We start from the raw sequence: 14,557 nt of genomic DNA on the forward strand, positions 1-14,557 counted from the left end.
CAGTTTTTCACCGCCTGCCGAAGGGAATCGCCCATGTTTCAGTACGGCTGCGACTTCCCCATGCCTCCGGGCGTTCCCGCATCATGAGTCTTGCCGTCACCCTCAGTCGCGCCCAGGAGGGTGTGACCGCGCCGCAAGTGATGGTGGAGGTGCATCTTTCCGGCGGGCTCCCGGGCACCAATATCGTGGGATTGCCTGAGGCAGCCGTGCGCGAGGCGCGTGATCGCGTCCGTGTGGCGATCCAGAACACGGCGTTCGAATACCCCAACCGCAGGGTCACGGTAAACCTGGCGCCTGCCGAGCTACCCAAGGACGGCGGCCGTTTCGATCTGGCTATCGCGTTGGGCATTCTTGCTGCCGGCAACCAGGTACCGCGGGAAAAGCTGGACGACTGCGAATTTCTCGGCGAACTGGCGCTGTCGGGCGCACTGCGTGGTGTCTCCGGCGTGCTTCCGGCCCTGCTGCGTGCACGTGCGCGAGGGCGCAGGGTGGTGCTGCCGCGGGCCAATTCGGCGGAGGCGGCGCTGGTTCCGGATGCCGACGTGCGCGTGGCCGACACGCTGGCGGAAGTTTGCGGCTGGTTGCGCGGCGCGCAGGATCTCGCCGCGCCGGTGGGTTCCGGAATCGAGGCCGACGTCGGTTACGGCCCTGACCTGATCGATGTGCGTGGGCAGCGGCAGGCGCGCCGCGCGTTGGAGATTGCCGCTACCGGCGGCCACCACCTGCTGCTGATCGGCCCGCCCGGCACCGGCAAGACCATGCTAGCCGAGCGCTTGCCGGGCATCCTTCCGCCGCTGACGGAATCGGAGGCGCTGGAGACCTGCGCCATCCTGTCGGTGGCGGGGCAGCAGGTGGATCCGGCGCAGTGGCGCCGGCGTCCGTTTCGCGCACCCCACCACACCGCTTCGGCAGTGGCCCTGGTCGGCGGCGGCTCGCAGCCGCGTCCGGGTGAAATCTCGCTGGCCCACAATGGCGTACTGTTTCTGGACGAGTTGCCGGAGTTCACCCGCCACGTGTTGGACGTGTTGCGCGAGCCCCTGGAATCGGGTTGCATCGTGATTTCGCGAGCGTCGCGGCAATCGACGTTCCCCGCCCAGTTCCAACTGGTGGCCGCGATGAACCCCTGTCCTTGCGGTTATGCCGGTGACCCGCGCCAACGCTGCCATTGCACGCCCGATCAGATCCAGCGCTACCGCGCGCGCATTTCCGGTCCACTGCTTGATCGCATCGATATGCGGGTGGATGTGCCGCGTCAGCCATTGACGGAGCTCGGCGCACGGCGCAGCGCCCACGACGAAGATTCAGCCACCGTGAGCGCGCGCGTGATGAAGGCGCGCCATCAGGCGCTGGCGCGTGCGGGGCGGTCCAATGCGGAGATCAGCACACGGGAACTCGAGCGCGACTGCGCGTTGGGTTCGGCCGAGCGTGCCTGGTTCGAGGGGGCGCTCGAGCGGCTGGGGCTTTCGGCCCGGGCCTATCACCGCACACTACGCGTAGCGCGCACCATCGCCGATCTCGATGGCGGCGCTGCCACCCTGGATCGAGTGCATTTGGCCGAGGCCTTGCAGTACCGCCGAATGTAATTCATTGATAGAGCTTCATAAGCTTACCCATGTCTAATTCTTGTACTGATGGGTGTTGACTTGGGGTGAGACGAGATTAATATCTGCACCGACTAGTTCTCTTACGAACTCAGTCCCCCGCCGCCCCGGTATCGGCTCCCCTCCCTCCCCCCGTCCGATACCGGGGTTCGGCCTTTCCTCCGAACCTTCTCTGTTATGTTGCTTTCGGGAGTGTCCGATAGACGGCTATGCGCGACACTCTGGACACTGCGCGCCGCGGCGGCCCTCATCAGCCACCTCACCCAGATCGCATGCGACTCGCCGTCGCTCAGGGGATTGCGAATGACGCTACAGAGGTGAGCAACGCGCCAGGCTGTAGTACCGCACAAGCTCTCTACTCAGCGAGCGCCGAAAGGGCTCTCCCTGTCGGCACTCGCACCAGCTTCCATGCCCGACATCGGGTGAACGCTCAGGCTGCAGTGGCGTGTTCTGCGGGGTGAAATTGTGCTTCCTCGGTGGAACCCTTTAGCGCTGTGGTCGAGGACAGACCCTGCTGGATCGCCTGCGTCACCTGGTCGAAGTAGCCGGTGCCGACTTCGCGCTGATGCTTCACCGCGGTAAAGCCGCGCTCCGCGGCCGCGAACTCACGTTCCTGCAGTTCCACGAAGGCGCTCATCTGGTGGCGTGCGTAGCCGTAGGCGAGATCGAACATGCCGTAGTTGAGGCTATGGAAGCCGGCCAGCGTGATGAACTGGAACTTGTAGCCCATCGCGCCGAGTTCCTTCTGGAATTTCGCGATGGTGGCGTCGTCCAGGTTCTTCTTCCAGTTGAAGCTCGGCGAGCAGTTGTACGCCAACAGCTTGCCTGGGAATTTGGCGTGGATCGCCTCGGCGAACCGGCGCGCCTCTTCCAGATTTGGCTTGCTGGTTTCACACCAGATCAGGTCGGCATACGGCGCATAAGCGAGGCCGCGGCTGATCGCCTGATCGAGACCCGGGTGCACGCGGAAGAAACCTTCGACCGTGCGCTCGCCAGTGATGAACGGCTTGTCGTTATCGTCGACATCGGAGGTGAGCAGGTCCGCGGCATCGGCGTCTGTGCGTGCGACCAGCAAGGTCGGCACGCCAAGTACATCGGCAGCGAGACGCGCGGCGTTCAATTTGTCCACCGCTTCACGGGTAGGCACCAGCACCTTGCCGCCCATGTGGCCGCACTTCTTCACCGAGGCCAGCTGATCCTCGAAATGCACGCCGGAAGCGCCCGCCTCAATCATCGCCTTCATCAGCTCGAATGCGTTGAGCACGCCACCGAAACCGGCTTCGGCATCGGCCACGATCGGTACCATCCAATCGGTGTCGTCCTTGCCTTCGGCGTGATGCAGCTGGTCGGCGCGCAGCAACGTGTTGTTGATGCGCTTAACCACTTGCGGCACCGAGTTGGCCGGGTACAGCGACTGGTCGGGATACATTTCGCCGGCCAGGTTGGCGTCGGCCGCAACCTGCCAACCGCTGAGGTAGATCGCCTGCAGTCCGGCCTTCACCTGTTGCATGGCCTGGTTGCCGGTGAGCGCGCCGAGCGCGTTGACGAAATCTTCCTTGTGCAGCGACTTCCACAAGCGCTCCGCGCCGCGGCGGGCGAGCGAATGTTCGACGCCCACAGTGCCGCGCAGGCGCACCACGTCTTCTGCGCTGTAGTTGCGCTGGATGCCGGCCCAACGAAGGTTGTTCTTCCAATCGAGCGAGAGTTGTTCGGCGGTGGGCAGAGTGTTCTTCATGGCATGACTCCGTGGTTCTCGGCTTTTTGTAGGAGCGCGCCCTGCGTGCTGCGATATCGGTCGCGCACAGGGGGCGCTCCTACAGGTGGTCAGATGAGTTGGTCGTAGGCAGGCAAGGTCAGGAAATCGCCGAGCTGGTCGGCGTGGGTCAACGTGGAAAGCAGGGCGGCGGCTTCGTCGGCGCGGGCGGCGCCAGGCAACGTGCTTTCGCGCAGTCGGTGCGCATGCGCGATCAGGGCGTAGTCGAACAGCGCGAAATCGATCGGTGCGTGATCGGTGAATTCCACCGATCCGTGGTGCAGCCATTGCCACAACTGGGCGCGGGCGATCTCGGCGGTAGCGGCGTCTTCCATCAAATGATGAATCGGCACGCAGCCCTGGCCGTCCAGCCAGGACGCGGTGTAGCGCAGCGCCACTTCGACGTTGTTGTCGAAACCCGCGCGGCTGATCGAGCCGGCACACGGGGCGATCAGCTGATTGCGTGTCACGCTGACATCGGCGCGCATCACGCCGAGTTGGTTCGGCAACGGCATGTACTTGTCGAAAATCTCCTGCGCCACCGGCACCAATGCAGGATGTGCCACCCAGGTGCCGTCGTGGCCAGCCTGCACTTCGCGCAGCTTGTCGGCGCGTACCTTGGTCATCGCTGCATCGTTCGCGGCTTCGTCGCCCTTGATAGGGATCTGCGCCGCCATGCCGCCCATCGCAAAGGCACCGCGGCGATGGCAGGTCTGGATCAACAGCTCCGAATAGGCCTTCAGGAACGGCACCGTCATCAACACCTGGCCGCGCTCCGGCAGCAGGCGGTCGCGATGGCCGCGCAAGGTCTTGAGGTATGAAAAGATGTAATCCCAGCGGCCGCAGTTGAGGCCGACCGCGCGCTGGCGCAGCGCATGCAGAATTTCGTGCATTTGGAACACGGCGGGCACCGTCTCGATCAGTACGGTGGCCTTCATGCAGCCGGCCGGCAGGTCGAGTTCGTCCTCAGCGGCGGACATCACCTCATCCCACAGTGAGGCTTCTTCCATCGCCTCGAGTTTGGGCAGGTAGAAATACGGACCGCGGTCGCGTGCCTGCAGCGTGCGGGCGTTGTGGAAGGCAAACAGGCCGAAGTCGACCAGTGCGCCAGCCATCGGTTCGCCGTCCACCAGGAGGTGCCGCTCCGGCAGGTGCCAGCCGCGTGGACGCACCACCAATACGGCGGGATTGTCCTGGACGCGGTACGACTTGCCCTCGGGCGAAGTGAATTCGATGGTGCCGTTCACCGCGTCGCGCAGGTTGATCTGGCCGTCCAGCTGATTGGCGAAAGTGGGCGCGCTCGAATCCTCAAAGTCCGCCATGAACACCTTCGCGCCAGAGTTGAGCGCGTTGATGATCATCTTGCGCTCGACCGGCCCGGTGATTTCCACGCGGCGGTCCTGCAGGGCAGCCGGGATCTTGGCCACGGTCCAGGCGCTTTCGCGGATGCCGGCCGTGTCGATGCGGAAATCCGGCAGCGCACCGGCGTCGTAGCGCGCCTGGCGCTCGCGGCGCGCCGCGAGCAGGGACAGTCGACGGGCGTTGAAACGGCGGTGCAGGCCGGCCAGGAAGACCAGGGCATTCGGGGTGAGGATGGTGTCGTGCTGCGGGCCGGTCTTGCCCTGGATCTGGGCCGGTTGGACGACGACACGTTCTTTGGGGACGGCCATGGTGATCTCCTCGATGACGATGGAATGACACTAGTCACGAGGCATTGCTTTGACAAAGCAAATGTTTCAATTTTAGATATTGTATAAATTAATGTATGTTGCAACTCATTGAGTGAAAAGCCATGAAGAGCGTGCCAAGCAAGCTGAATGAGCCGAAGAAGCCGCGCAAAACGCCTTTGAAGCGCCGAATGCGCGATGAGAAGGCCGGCGAAGAGGCGGGCCGCTTCTACTACAAGGGCAACCGCCATAAGCAACTGCGCGCCTTTGTTTATACGGTCAAGTTAGGCACCCTCACCCGCGCGGCGGAGGCCTTGTTTCTGTCTCAACCCAGCGTGAGCCTCCAGCTGCAGGCCCTGGAACGGGAGTTGGGTGTGCAGCTGCTGAAGCGCAGCCGGCGCCGCATCAACCTCACCGACGCGGGCGAGGTTCTGTACGAGCTGGCCCGCCCCCTGGTGGAAGGCTGGGAGACTCTGGATCGCGACTTCCAGGCCAAGGTGAAAGGCCTGCAGGGTGGACGGCTGACCATCGCCGCTGGCAGCTCCACCATCCAGTACCTGTTGCCGGAACTGGTGCGCCGCTATCGCGAGCGTTTTCCGAGCGTGCACCTGCAGTTGGCCAATGTCACCGGCAAGGACGGCATGGCCCTGTTGCGCGCCGACGAAGCGGATTTCGCCGTGGGCTCCATGCTCGACGTGCCCAACGACATCGCCTGGGCGCCGGTCTATCACTACGACCCCATGTTGATCATGCCGCCGGATCATCCGCTGGCGAGCAAATCGAGCATCGTGCTGGAGGATCTATCGCCTTATGGCCTGATCCTGCCGCCACAGCGCCTGTCTACGTATCGTCTGGTGGATCTGGTATTCCAGCAGCGCCAGGTGCCGTATCACGTGGCCATCGAAGTGGGCGGCTGGGAGGTGATCAAGGAATACGTGGCGATGGGCCTGGGCATTTCCATCGTCACCGGCATCTGCATCACCGAGGCCGACCGCGGACGTCTAGCCGTCCGAAACCTTCGCCAGTATTTCCCGCAGCGAAGCTACGGCGTGGTGATGCGAAAGGGAAAATTCCTCAGCGCCGAGGCGCGTGCCTTCGTCGACCTGATCCGACCGGGCTTGCTAACCCATCGCGACTACGACGAGTCAGGTCATTCGGAGCGCTGAGCCCCGCTTGTCTGCAGGAGCGCACCCTGTGCGCTCCTGCACAAGGTGCGTTATTGCTGGCGCTGCAGCGCCATTCCACACACATGGCCCAATCCGCGCGTGGTCATCACGCATTCCGATGCTTGCCGCGGTATGGCGCAAACAGCGTGCGAATCTTCAGCATGTCGGCTTCATGGTCATCGGTGGCGCGCACCACCGGGCCGAGCGTGAAGGTCTTGGTGGGGTAATCGATAAACAGCGTCTGGATCGGTACGTTCGCATCGTGGGCAATGCGCAGGAAGCCCGACTTCCAATGCTTTACTTTCTTGCGCGTACCTTCCGGCGTGATGCCCAGCCACATCCGCTCTCGCTCGGCAAAGCGCACCACCATCTGGTCGACCACGTTGAGCGCGGCTTTGCGATTGATTGGAATCATGCCGATCGGGCGCAGAATCAGGCCCAGCGGTCCGTCCAGCACTTCGCGCTTGATCATGATGTTGATGTCCACACCCAGGCCGATCTTCATCAGCAGGCCCCACACGCCATCCCAATACGACGAATGCGGCGCGCCGATCAGGATCAGCTTGGGCTCGTCCGGAAACGCGCCGAGCAGGCGCCAGCCGGACAGACGCAGCAGGCTGCGCGCCAGCCACGGCCAGAAGCGGCTGTTGAGCTTGGGCGCGGACAGCGGCGAAGGCGGCAGGATGACTTGGCTCATTCGGAACTCCAGTTGCGCGAGCGCGTTTGCTTGACCTTGCCGCGCTGCTGCTTGCCGGCGAGCCGGCGCTCTTTCGACGCGCGCGTGGGCTTCGTCGCGACTCTTGGCTTGGGTGGCACGAGTGCGGCGCGGATGATCTCCACCAGCCGCTCGCGCGCATCCTCGCGATTGCGGCCCTGATCGCGGAAGCGCCGGGCCTGGATCACCATCACGCCATCGTCGGTCAGGCGTCGGTCCCGTCGCGCCAACAACCGCTCGCGCACGGCATCGGGCAGGGATGGGGAATGCGCCACGTCGAAACGCAGTTCTACCGCGCTTTCGGTACGGTTGACGTGCTGGCCGCCGGGGCCGTCGGCGCGCATGAAGCGCTCGGTCAGCTCGCTCTCGGGCAGGACGATGGATCGGCTGACAGTAAGCATGCCGCGCAGTTTAGCGGGCGCGGGGGTGACTTGCCGATCCGGATGTTGCGGCAGCCTGCCCGCCAAAGTCTCAGCTAGCGGGCATGGCCCAGTCGAAGCGTTTGAGCAGGGCGGCAAAAGCGTCATCCAGCGGTGCTTCGATCAGCATCGGCGCCCCTGTTACCGGATGCTTCAATCGCAGCCGCCAGGCATGCAGCAGCATGCGATGACAGCTGAAATACTGCTTGTAAAGCCGGTTGTGATCGCCGCGGCCGTGCTGGCAGTCGCCGATCACCGGGTGGTGGATGTGCGCCATGTGCTTGCGGATTTGACGGAAGCGACCGGTCTCCGGCTCGGCCAGTACCAGGGCGTAACGCTGCTGCGGATAGCGGCCCAGGGCAATCGGCACTTCGACCGTTTCGAGGCGGCGAAAGCGGGTGCGGGCATCACGGCGTGGCCCGGTCTCGCGCGAGCCCGGGAGTGGATAGTCGATCAATGCTTCTTCCGCTTCCGGCCAGCCGCGCACCACCGCGAGATATTGCTTGTGTACGTCACGGCTCATGAATTGCTCGCCGAACGCGGCGGCAATCTCAGTCGAGCGGGCGATCAGTAGCACGCCGCTGGTGGCACGATCCAGGCGGTGCGCCAGATACACCGTGCCGCCCACTTGATCGCGTAGCCGATCGATGAGGAATTCCTCGGCATTGCCGACCATCTTCGAGCGATGCACGGCCAGGCCCGCGGGTTTGTTCACCGCGATAAGGGCGTCGTCCTGGTAGAGGATTTCAAGTTGCGTCATTGAGATTCCGGGTGACTCCCTGCTCTGCGTGCAAGCAGGGGAGGAGCAAAGAGCACAAGCCGAAACAACCTACTCCCTCCCTTGCGTGAAGCAGGGGAGGGCCGGGGTGGGGTGAAGCCCCTCAAATCTGTAACGGCGTCACAAGGGCTTACCCCCTCCCAGCCTCCCCCTGCGAGCAAGGGGAGGGGCAAAGCGGCGTCACCATGTTCTGAGTGCGATGTGATTACCGGCGCGGCCAGCCCACGACAAAGGCAACGATGCCCGCGACGCCCACGCACAGCGACGGCCAAATGCCGTGTTGTGGCGCTAGCGTCCACAACAGCGCGGCGCTGATGATCAGCGCGCCACCAAGCAGGCCGGCGCCAAGCAGCCGGTGCTGCTCACGCGATGCTTCAAGCTGTTGTGCCAGAGCCAGCGGATCACTGAGCTGCCGCTGTTCACCGCGCGCTGTCTGGCGCAGCGCATCGCGAACCAACTCGGGAAGCTGCGGCGCCGCATGAAACCACTCCGGCAAGCGCTTGCGTACCTCGCGCAGTGTGCGGCGCGGGCTGTAGCGCTCGCGCAGAATGCGCTTGAGTACCGGGTGCGCCACCGCCCAGATGTCGATCTGCGGGTCGAGCATGCGGCCGACGCCTTCAATATTCAGCAGCGTCTTCTGCAGCAGGATCAACTGCGGCTGAAGGATCAGCTCGAAGCGCCGCGCGGTCTGGAACAGCTTCACCACCAGCTCGGCCAGCGAGATCTGCGACAGCGGGCGGGTGAAGTACGGTTCGCACACGGTGCGCACGGCTGCTTCCAACTCATCCACGCGTACCGTACCCGGCATCCAGCCGGCATCGATGTGCAGCTGTGCGATGCGTGCGTAATCACGCTCGAACAGAGCGATGAAGTTCTGCGCCAGCCAGTACTGGTCGGCCTCCGGCAGCGAGCCCATGATGCCGAAATCCAGCGCGATGAAGCGCGGTTCGGCAGCGCGCGTGACGTCGACCCAGATGTTGCCGGGATGCGCGTCCGCGTGGAAAAAGTTGTCGCGAAATACCTGCTCGTAAAACACGCGCACGCCCTTCACGGCGAGCGCCTTGCGATCGACGCCGGCCGCATCGATAGCGGCGATGTCGTCGCAGCTCACGCCGCTCACGCGCTCCAGCGTGAGCACGCGCTCGGCGGTCAGCTCCCAATGCACCTCGGGCACATAGAGATCGACGCCGCTCTCGAAGTTGCGGCGAAGCAGGCTGGCGCTGGCGCCTTCGCGCTGCAGGTCCAGCTCGTTCTCCAGCATCTTCTCGACTTCGGCGACCACGTCGAGCGGGCGGATCTTGTCGGCGTTGGGGTGCCAGCGCTGCGCCAGTTCGCCCAGCGAGCGCAGCAGGCGGATGTCGCGTGCGATGCGTTCGTCGATACCGGGGCGCAGCACCTTCACCACCATCTCGCGGCCATCGTGCAGCGCGGCGGCATGCACCTGGGCGATGGAGGCGGAGGCCAACGGCGCTTCGTCGAAGCGGGCGAACAACTGTGCGATCGGCGCCTTCAACTCGCGCTCGACGATGGCGCGCGCCTCGCTGCCCGGGAAGGGTGGCACCTGATCCTGCAGTAGCGCGAGTTCGTCGGCGATATCGGCAGGCACCAGATCGCGCCTTGTCGACAGCACTTGGCCGGCCTTGACGAAGATCGGACCCAGTTCGGTCATCGCCAGGCGCAGGCGTGCGCCGCGCGAAAGGTCTTTCACGTCCGCGCGCGGGCTCGCCAGCAGCGGACGCAGCAGTTTCAGCGGGCGGAACAGATGGGCGGCCTCAACCAGCTCATCGAGCCGGTAAGCCAACAACACGGATGCGACGCGCAGCACGCGCGGCACGACTTTCAGCGGCGTCACGCGGCAGGTCCTTTCAACTTCTGCTCCAGCCGGGCCAGGCGGGATTCCAGGCGTTCGCTGCGTTCGCGCAAGGCATCGACGCCATCGAGAAAACCTTCCACTTCGCCAGGCGCGATCGCGACGCGCACTTCTTCGCGCAGCCAGTCGGCGGTGTCCTCGGTCAGGTGGCTGGCGCTCTCGCGGGCATGGGCCAACCCCTTGCGCACGGCCTTGGCCAGAGGCACGCCGAGCACGTCGCCAAAGGTGCGTGCGAAGGCTTCCTCGAAGTCCGGTGCGAACTTGCTGGCGAGTTTCTCCAGGCGGCGCGCGAGTTCCGCGTCGCCAGCGATCTCCACCTTGCCCGGGGCGACACCTTCATCGTCGCGCTTGAGCATCATCGCCAGCAGGCTGCCCGGCGATGCGCTGACGCGCAAATGACTGTCGTCCTGCGCCGGGCCGACCTTGAGCCGCCCGTCTTCCACCGTGATCGCCAGGGCGAGGTTCGGCCCCTGCAGGTGTAACTGCACGCTGCGACCATTCAGGGCGGTAAGCCGTTGCACGGTGTCTGGATCGAGCGATAGTGCGTGATTCAGCGCAGTTTCCAGCGCGCGACCGGCGAGTGCTCGCAAGGGTCGCGGCAGGAAGGGACGGGAAGCGGGATCGGTCATGCCCGTCATTGTAGCGGGAGGCTGCCGCAGGCCGTGACAGGCGTGCCTGGGTGAAGCAGCCATCACTGCTCAGGCCGCGCCGATAAAACCAAGCTGACGCCAGGCCTCGTACACGGCCACCGCCACCGTATTAGAGAGATTGAGGCTGCGGCTATCAGGGCGCATCGGCAGGCGCAGGCGCTGCGCTTCGGGAATCGCGTCCAGCACGTCGCCGGGCAGGCCGGCCGTTTCGCAGCCGAACAGCAACGCGTCGTCCTCGGCGAAGCACGCATCGATATGCGCCACGCGTCCCCGAGTGGAGAACGCAAACACGCGCGGCTTGCCGATGCTTTCCAGGCAGCTGGCCAAATCGTCGTGCACGGCCAGCTGCGCGTACTCGTGATAGTCCAGGCCGGCGCGGCGCAGCCGCGTATCGTCGAGCTCGAAGCCCAGGGGCCGGATCAGATGCAGCGTGGCGCCGGTATTGGCGCACAGGCGGATCACGTTGCCGGTGTTCGGCGGAATCTCAGGACGGAACAGAATGACATGGAGCATCCGGTCATTATCAGGCCATGGCCGGTCGCTGTGTGCGTATCGGCGATCAGGTACCGATACGCGGGCAAACCACGCCGTCGGGTGGCAGCATGCAATGGGCATGCGCGGCCACCACCAGCTGACCGGCGCTACCGTTGGCGGCCAGACGAACGGCGTTGGGGGTGCCGATAACCATGGCGCCCAGGATCAGGCCGCAAACCAGCAAGCAGGCAACGAACAGGCCGCGCAACATCAAGGCTTCGAATTTCATGATCATGTCTCCGATGAATGAGTGGGTCCTACACCCCCTTTGTGGCAAGCACCGTGCCAATCTTTGATCGTCATCAAGACGTTGATTTCACGACATTTATTTTAATGATGCAGGGCGCATTGTCCGTCCGCGGACAGTGAGCACGGCCGCGCGGACAGTGTCCGGACACCGCCGTCATCCCTGCCGTTGGTCATTTGCGGTTCTCGGCAGGCACCACTAGCCTCGGGGGTTCTGTGAAACAGGAGGTTCACCTCATGCGCAAACCCCTTGCCTTGCTCATCGCCGGGCTGCTGACCTTCGGTGGCGTAGTCACCATGCCATCCATGGCCGCGCCGTCCGCGACCCAGACCATTCCCGAGATCGCCTATACCCGCTTCACTCTGCCCAACGGGTTGACCGTGGTGGTGCACGAGGACCACAAAGCGCCCGTGGTGGCGGTAAGCATCTGGTACCACGTGGGCTCCGGCGACGAACCCAAGGGCAAGACCGGTTTCGCGCATCTGTTCGAGCACCTGATGTTCTCCGGTTCGGAGAACCACAAGGGCACCTATTTCCAGCCGTTCGAACTGGCCGGTGCCACCGACATGAACGGCACGACCTGGTTCGACCGCACCAACTACTTCGAGACCGTGCCCACCACCGCGCTGGACATGGCGTTGTGGATGGAGTCCGACCGCATGGGCCATTTGCTCGGCGCCATCGGCCAGAAGGAACTCGACACCCAGCGCGGCGTGGTGCAGAACGAAAAGCGCCAGGGCGAGAACCGCCCCTATGGCCGCGTGGACCAGAACATCCTGTCCAACACCTATCCGGGCAATCACCCGTACCAGCACGACACCATCGGTTCGATGGCCGATCTGGATGCCGCCTCGCTGGGTGACGTGAAGCAGTGGTTCCACGACTACTACGGCGCCGCCAACACCACCATCGTGTTGGCCGGCGACATCACTGTGGCGCAGGCCAAGGAGAAGGTCGCCAAGTATTTCGGCGACATCCCGGCTGGCCCGCCAGTGCCGCGCCAGCAGGCGTGGATCACCCCGCTGGAGAAATCCACGCGTGGCGTGCAGCACGACCATGTCGCGCAGCCGCGCATCTACCGCACCTGGGTGGTGCCGCAGCTCGGCACCGACGACCTGATTTTGCTTGACCTCGCTTCTACCGCACTCGGTGGCGGCAAGACCTCGCGCCTGTATCAGCGTCTGGTTTACCAGGACAAGCTGGTCGACGAGATCTCCGCCAGCGTGGCGCCGTTTGCGCTGGCCGGCCAGTTCCAGATTCAGGCCGACGTGAAGGAAGGCGTGGACCAGGCCAAGGTCGAAGCGGCCATTGCCGACGAGCTGAAGAAATTCCTCGCCGAAGGTCCGACCCAGGATGAACTGAGCCGCGCCAAGGTCAGCAGTCGCGCCGCCTTCGTGCGCGGTCTGGAGAAAGTCGGCGGCTTTGGCGGCAAGGCGGTGATCCTGGCCGAGGGACAGGTCTATCGCGGCGACCCGGGCGCCTACAAGAAGGACCTGGAGCGCATCGAAGGCGCCACGGTATCCAGCGTCAAGGCCGCCGCGGACAAGTGGCTGAGCAAGGGCGATTACCTGCTGACCGTGCTGCCCGCCGGCAAGGACTTCAATCCCGATACCGAGGACGCCAAGGTGGTCGCGCTCAGCGATGCCGCGGGTCGTCCGCAGGCCAAGCTGCCGGCTGCGCACGATTACAGCGTGGGCAAGAACGAGGTCGATCGTGCCAAGGGTGTACCCGAGGTCAGTCAGTTTCCCGACCTGAGCTTCCCCGAGCTGGAGCGCGGCAAGCTCAAGAACGGTATCGAAGTGGTACTGGCGCAGCGCCACACCATCCCGGTTACCCACGTTCAATTGCAGTTCGATGCCGGCTATGCAGCCGACCAGGGGCACAAGCTTGGCACGGCCAGCTTCACCACCACGCTGATGAACGAGAGCACCAAGGCGCTCGACTCGGTGGAAGTGGCCAAGCGCAGGCAGCGCCTCGGTGCCATCACCAGCATCGGTTGCGGCCTGGATACCTGCTCTGCCTCGCTCAACGCGTTGAACGACCAGTTGAAGCCGTCGCTGGAGCTGTTCGCTGACATCGTGCGCAACCCGGCCTTCAAGGCGGAGGACATCGAGCGCGTGCGCGGCCAGTGGCTGGCGAGCATCGCGCAGGAGAAAACCCAGCCCACCGGTCTGGCCCTGCGCACACTGCCACCGCTGCTTTACGGTGCGAATCACGCCTACGGTATTCCGTTCACCGGCACCGGTACCGAAGCCGCCGTCAAGTCGTTTACCGCGGCGGATCTCACCGCGTTCCAGCACGACTGGCTGCGTCCGGACAACGTGAAGATTCTCGTCGCCGGCGACACCACGCTGGCGCAGATCATTCCGCAGCTCGAGGCGGTGTTCGACGATTGGAAGGCGCCGTCGACGGCACTGCCCAAGAAGAACATTGCCAAGGTGGCGGCACAGCCGAAGCCGCGCGTGTTCCTGATCGATCGCCCGGATGCACCGCAGTCGCTGATCCTTGCCGGCTTGTTGGCACCGTCGAGTACCGCGCCCAACGACATCGAGATCGAAGTTGCCAATGGTGCGTTCGGCGGCAGCTTTACCTCGCGCCTCAATATGAACCTGCGTGAGGACAAGCGCTGGGCCTACGGTGCCTTCAGCTTCCTGCGCGATGCGATCGGCCAGCGTCCGTTCCTGATGTACGCACCGGTGCAGACCGACAAGACCGCCGACTCGGCCAAAGAAGTGCAAAAGGAAGCCGTGGCGGTGGTCGGCGACAAGCCGCTGACCAAGCAGGAAGTGGACAAGATCAAGGCCTCAAACATCCGCGGCCTGCCGGGCAGCTTTGAAACCACCTCGGCGGTGCTTGGTGCGGTTAGCGAGATCGTCCAGTACCACCGTCCCGACGACTATGTGCAGACCCTCAAGCAGCACACCGAAGCCGTGGCTCAGTCAAGCGCGCAGGCGGCAATCACGGAGATCGTCAAGCCGCAGGCGCTCACCTGGGTGATCGTGGGCGATCTGAAAAAGATCGAGCAGCCGGTGCGCGCGCTGAAGCTGGGCGAGGTGCAGGTGATCGACGCCGATGGCAAACCGGTCAAGGCCAAGGAAACGGCCGGTCAGTAAGAAGATTGGGTGGAGGCTGTCGCCTTCACCCCGCCCGGCACAGC

12 protein-coding genes are annotated in these 14,557 nt (G+C 64.3%); 3 read left to right on the forward strand and 9 right to left on the reverse strand.

Going from position 1 to position 14,557, the window contains the following annotated elements:
* The first annotated feature begins 83 nt into the window (after positions 1-83).
* A complete protein-coding gene (locus tag OUZ45_RS06825; protein ID WP_266169189.1) occupies positions 84-1,583 on the forward strand; it encodes a YifB family Mg chelatase-like AAA ATPase in 1,500 nt (499 codons plus the stop codon).
* Positions 1,584-2,031: 448 nt separating this feature from the next.
* On the opposite strand, the gene aceA is transcribed toward OUZ45_RS06825, so the two are convergent.
* Both aceA and aceB read right to left on the reverse strand, forming a co-directional pair.
* Positions 2,032-3,336 (reverse strand): isocitrate lyase, encoded by a 1,305-nt coding sequence (gene aceA / locus OUZ45_RS06830; protein ID WP_266169190.1) that lies wholly within the window; start codon positions 3,334-3,336, stop codon positions 2,032-2,034.
* A gap of 89 nt (positions 3,337-3,425) precedes the next feature.
* Positions 3,426-5,024 carry a malate synthase A gene (gene aceB, locus OUZ45_RS06835; protein ID WP_266169191.1) on the reverse strand — a complete coding sequence of 533 codons (1,599 nt, stop codon included), beginning with the start codon at positions 5,022-5,024 and terminating at the stop codon, positions 3,426-3,428.
* 188 nt (positions 5,025-5,212) lie between these two features.
* On the opposite strand from aceB, the gene OUZ45_RS06840 reads away from it, so the two are divergent.
* On the forward strand, positions 5,213-6,187 hold the full coding sequence (locus OUZ45_RS06840; RefSeq protein WP_266169287.1) for a LysR family transcriptional regulator: 975 nt from the start codon (positions 5,213-5,215) through the stop codon (positions 6,185-6,187).
* A gap of 106 nt (positions 6,188-6,293) precedes the next feature.
* Here the strand turns inward: OUZ45_RS06840 and OUZ45_RS06845 are convergent, their stop codons facing one another.
* The 7 genes from OUZ45_RS06845 to OUZ45_RS06875 all read right to left on the reverse strand — a co-directional run bounded on the left by OUZ45_RS06845 (position 6,294) and on the right by OUZ45_RS06875 (position 11,382).
* Positions 6,294-6,884 carry a 1-acyl-sn-glycerol-3-phosphate acyltransferase gene (locus tag OUZ45_RS06845; RefSeq protein ID WP_266169192.1) on the reverse strand — a complete coding sequence of 197 codons (591 nt, stop codon included), beginning with the start codon at positions 6,882-6,884 and terminating at the stop codon, positions 6,294-6,296.
* On the reverse strand, positions 6,881-7,303 hold the full coding sequence (arfB, locus tag OUZ45_RS06850) for an alternative ribosome rescue aminoacyl-tRNA hydrolase ArfB (protein WP_266169193.1): 423 nt from the start codon (positions 7,301-7,303) through the stop codon (positions 6,881-6,883). Before arfB ends, OUZ45_RS06845 begins: the two co-directional genes overlap by 4 nt.
* A 70-nt stretch (positions 7,304-7,373) precedes the next feature.
* Positions 7,374-8,081 (reverse strand): pseudouridine synthase, encoded by a 708-nt coding sequence (locus OUZ45_RS06855; RefSeq protein ID WP_266169194.1) that lies wholly within the window; start codon positions 8,079-8,081, stop codon positions 7,374-7,376.
* A 223-nt stretch (positions 8,082-8,304) separates the two neighbouring features.
* Positions 8,305-9,942, reverse strand: a complete 1,638-nt coding sequence (gene ubiB / locus OUZ45_RS06860; protein ID WP_266169288.1) for a ubiquinone biosynthesis regulatory protein kinase UbiB — start codon at positions 9,940-9,942, stop codon at positions 8,305-8,307.
* Between the two features lie 5 nt (positions 9,943-9,947).
* Positions 9,948-10,598 carry a ubiquinone biosynthesis accessory factor UbiJ gene (locus OUZ45_RS06865; protein WP_266169195.1) on the reverse strand — a complete coding sequence of 217 codons (651 nt, stop codon included), beginning with the start codon at positions 10,596-10,598 and terminating at the stop codon, positions 9,948-9,950.
* A 69-nt stretch (positions 10,599-10,667) separates the two neighbouring features.
* Entirely contained in the window at positions 10,668-11,132 is a 465-nt protein-coding gene (trmL, locus tag OUZ45_RS06870) for a tRNA (uridine(34)/cytosine(34)/5-carboxymethylaminomethyluridine(34)-2'-O)-methyltransferase TrmL (RefSeq protein WP_266169196.1), read from the reverse strand.
* A 46-nt stretch (positions 11,133-11,178) separates the two neighbouring features.
* Entirely contained in the window at positions 11,179-11,382 is a 204-nt protein-coding gene (locus OUZ45_RS06875) for a hypothetical protein (protein WP_266169197.1), read from the reverse strand.
* 254 nt (positions 11,383-11,636) lie between these two features.
* Here OUZ45_RS06875 and OUZ45_RS06880 point away from each other — a divergent pair, with 254 nt between their 5' ends.
* Positions 11,637-14,513, forward strand: coding sequence for a M16 family metallopeptidase (locus tag OUZ45_RS06880; protein ID WP_266169198.1), 2,877 nt, complete (start codon positions 11,637-11,639; stop codon positions 14,511-14,513).
* Positions 14,514-14,557 lie beyond the last annotated feature (44 nt).

The sequence above is a fragment of the Dyella subtropica genome, assembly GCF_026283965.1.
GTDB classification, from domain to species: domain Bacteria; phylum Pseudomonadota; class Gammaproteobacteria; order Xanthomonadales; family Rhodanobacteraceae; genus Dyella_D; species Dyella_D subtropica.

Bases quoted from the DNA above. Each gene is read 5' to 3' on its own strand.
- OUZ45_RS06825 (WP_266169189.1), top strand. From the start codon at position 84: ATGAGTCTTGCCGTCACCCTCAGTCGCGCCCAGGAGGGTGTGACCGCG.
- aceA (WP_266169190.1), bottom strand. From the start codon at position 3,336: ATGAAGAACACTCTGCCCACCGCCGAACAACTCTCGCTCGATTGGAAG.
- aceB (WP_266169191.1), bottom strand. From the start codon at position 5,024: ATGGCCGTCCCCAAAGAACGTGTCGTCGTCCAACCGGCCCAGATCCAG.
- OUZ45_RS06840 (WP_266169287.1), top strand. From the start codon at position 5,213: ATGCGCGATGAGAAGGCCGGCGAAGAGGCGGGCCGCTTCTACTACAAG.
- OUZ45_RS06845 (WP_266169192.1), bottom strand. From the start codon at position 6,884: ATGAGCCAAGTCATCCTGCCGCCTTCGCCGCTGTCCGCGCCCAAGCTC.
- arfB (WP_266169193.1), bottom strand. From the start codon at position 7,303: ATGCTTACTGTCAGCCGATCCATCGTCCTGCCCGAGAGCGAGCTGACC.
- OUZ45_RS06855 (WP_266169194.1), bottom strand. From the start codon at position 8,081: ATGACGCAACTTGAAATCCTCTACCAGGACGACGCCCTTATCGCGGTG.
- OUZ45_RS06865 (WP_266169195.1), bottom strand. From the start codon at position 10,598: ATGACCGATCCCGCTTCCCGTCCCTTCCTGCCGCGACCCTTGCGAGCA.
- trmL (WP_266169196.1), bottom strand. From the start codon at position 11,132: ATGCTCCATGTCATTCTGTTCCGTCCTGAGATTCCGCCGAACACCGGC.
- OUZ45_RS06875 (WP_266169197.1), bottom strand. From the start codon at position 11,382: ATGAAATTCGAAGCCTTGATGTTGCGCGGCCTGTTCGTTGCCTGCTTG.
- OUZ45_RS06880 (WP_266169198.1), top strand. From the start codon at position 11,637: ATGCGCAAACCCCTTGCCTTGCTCATCGCCGGGCTGCTGACCTTCGGT.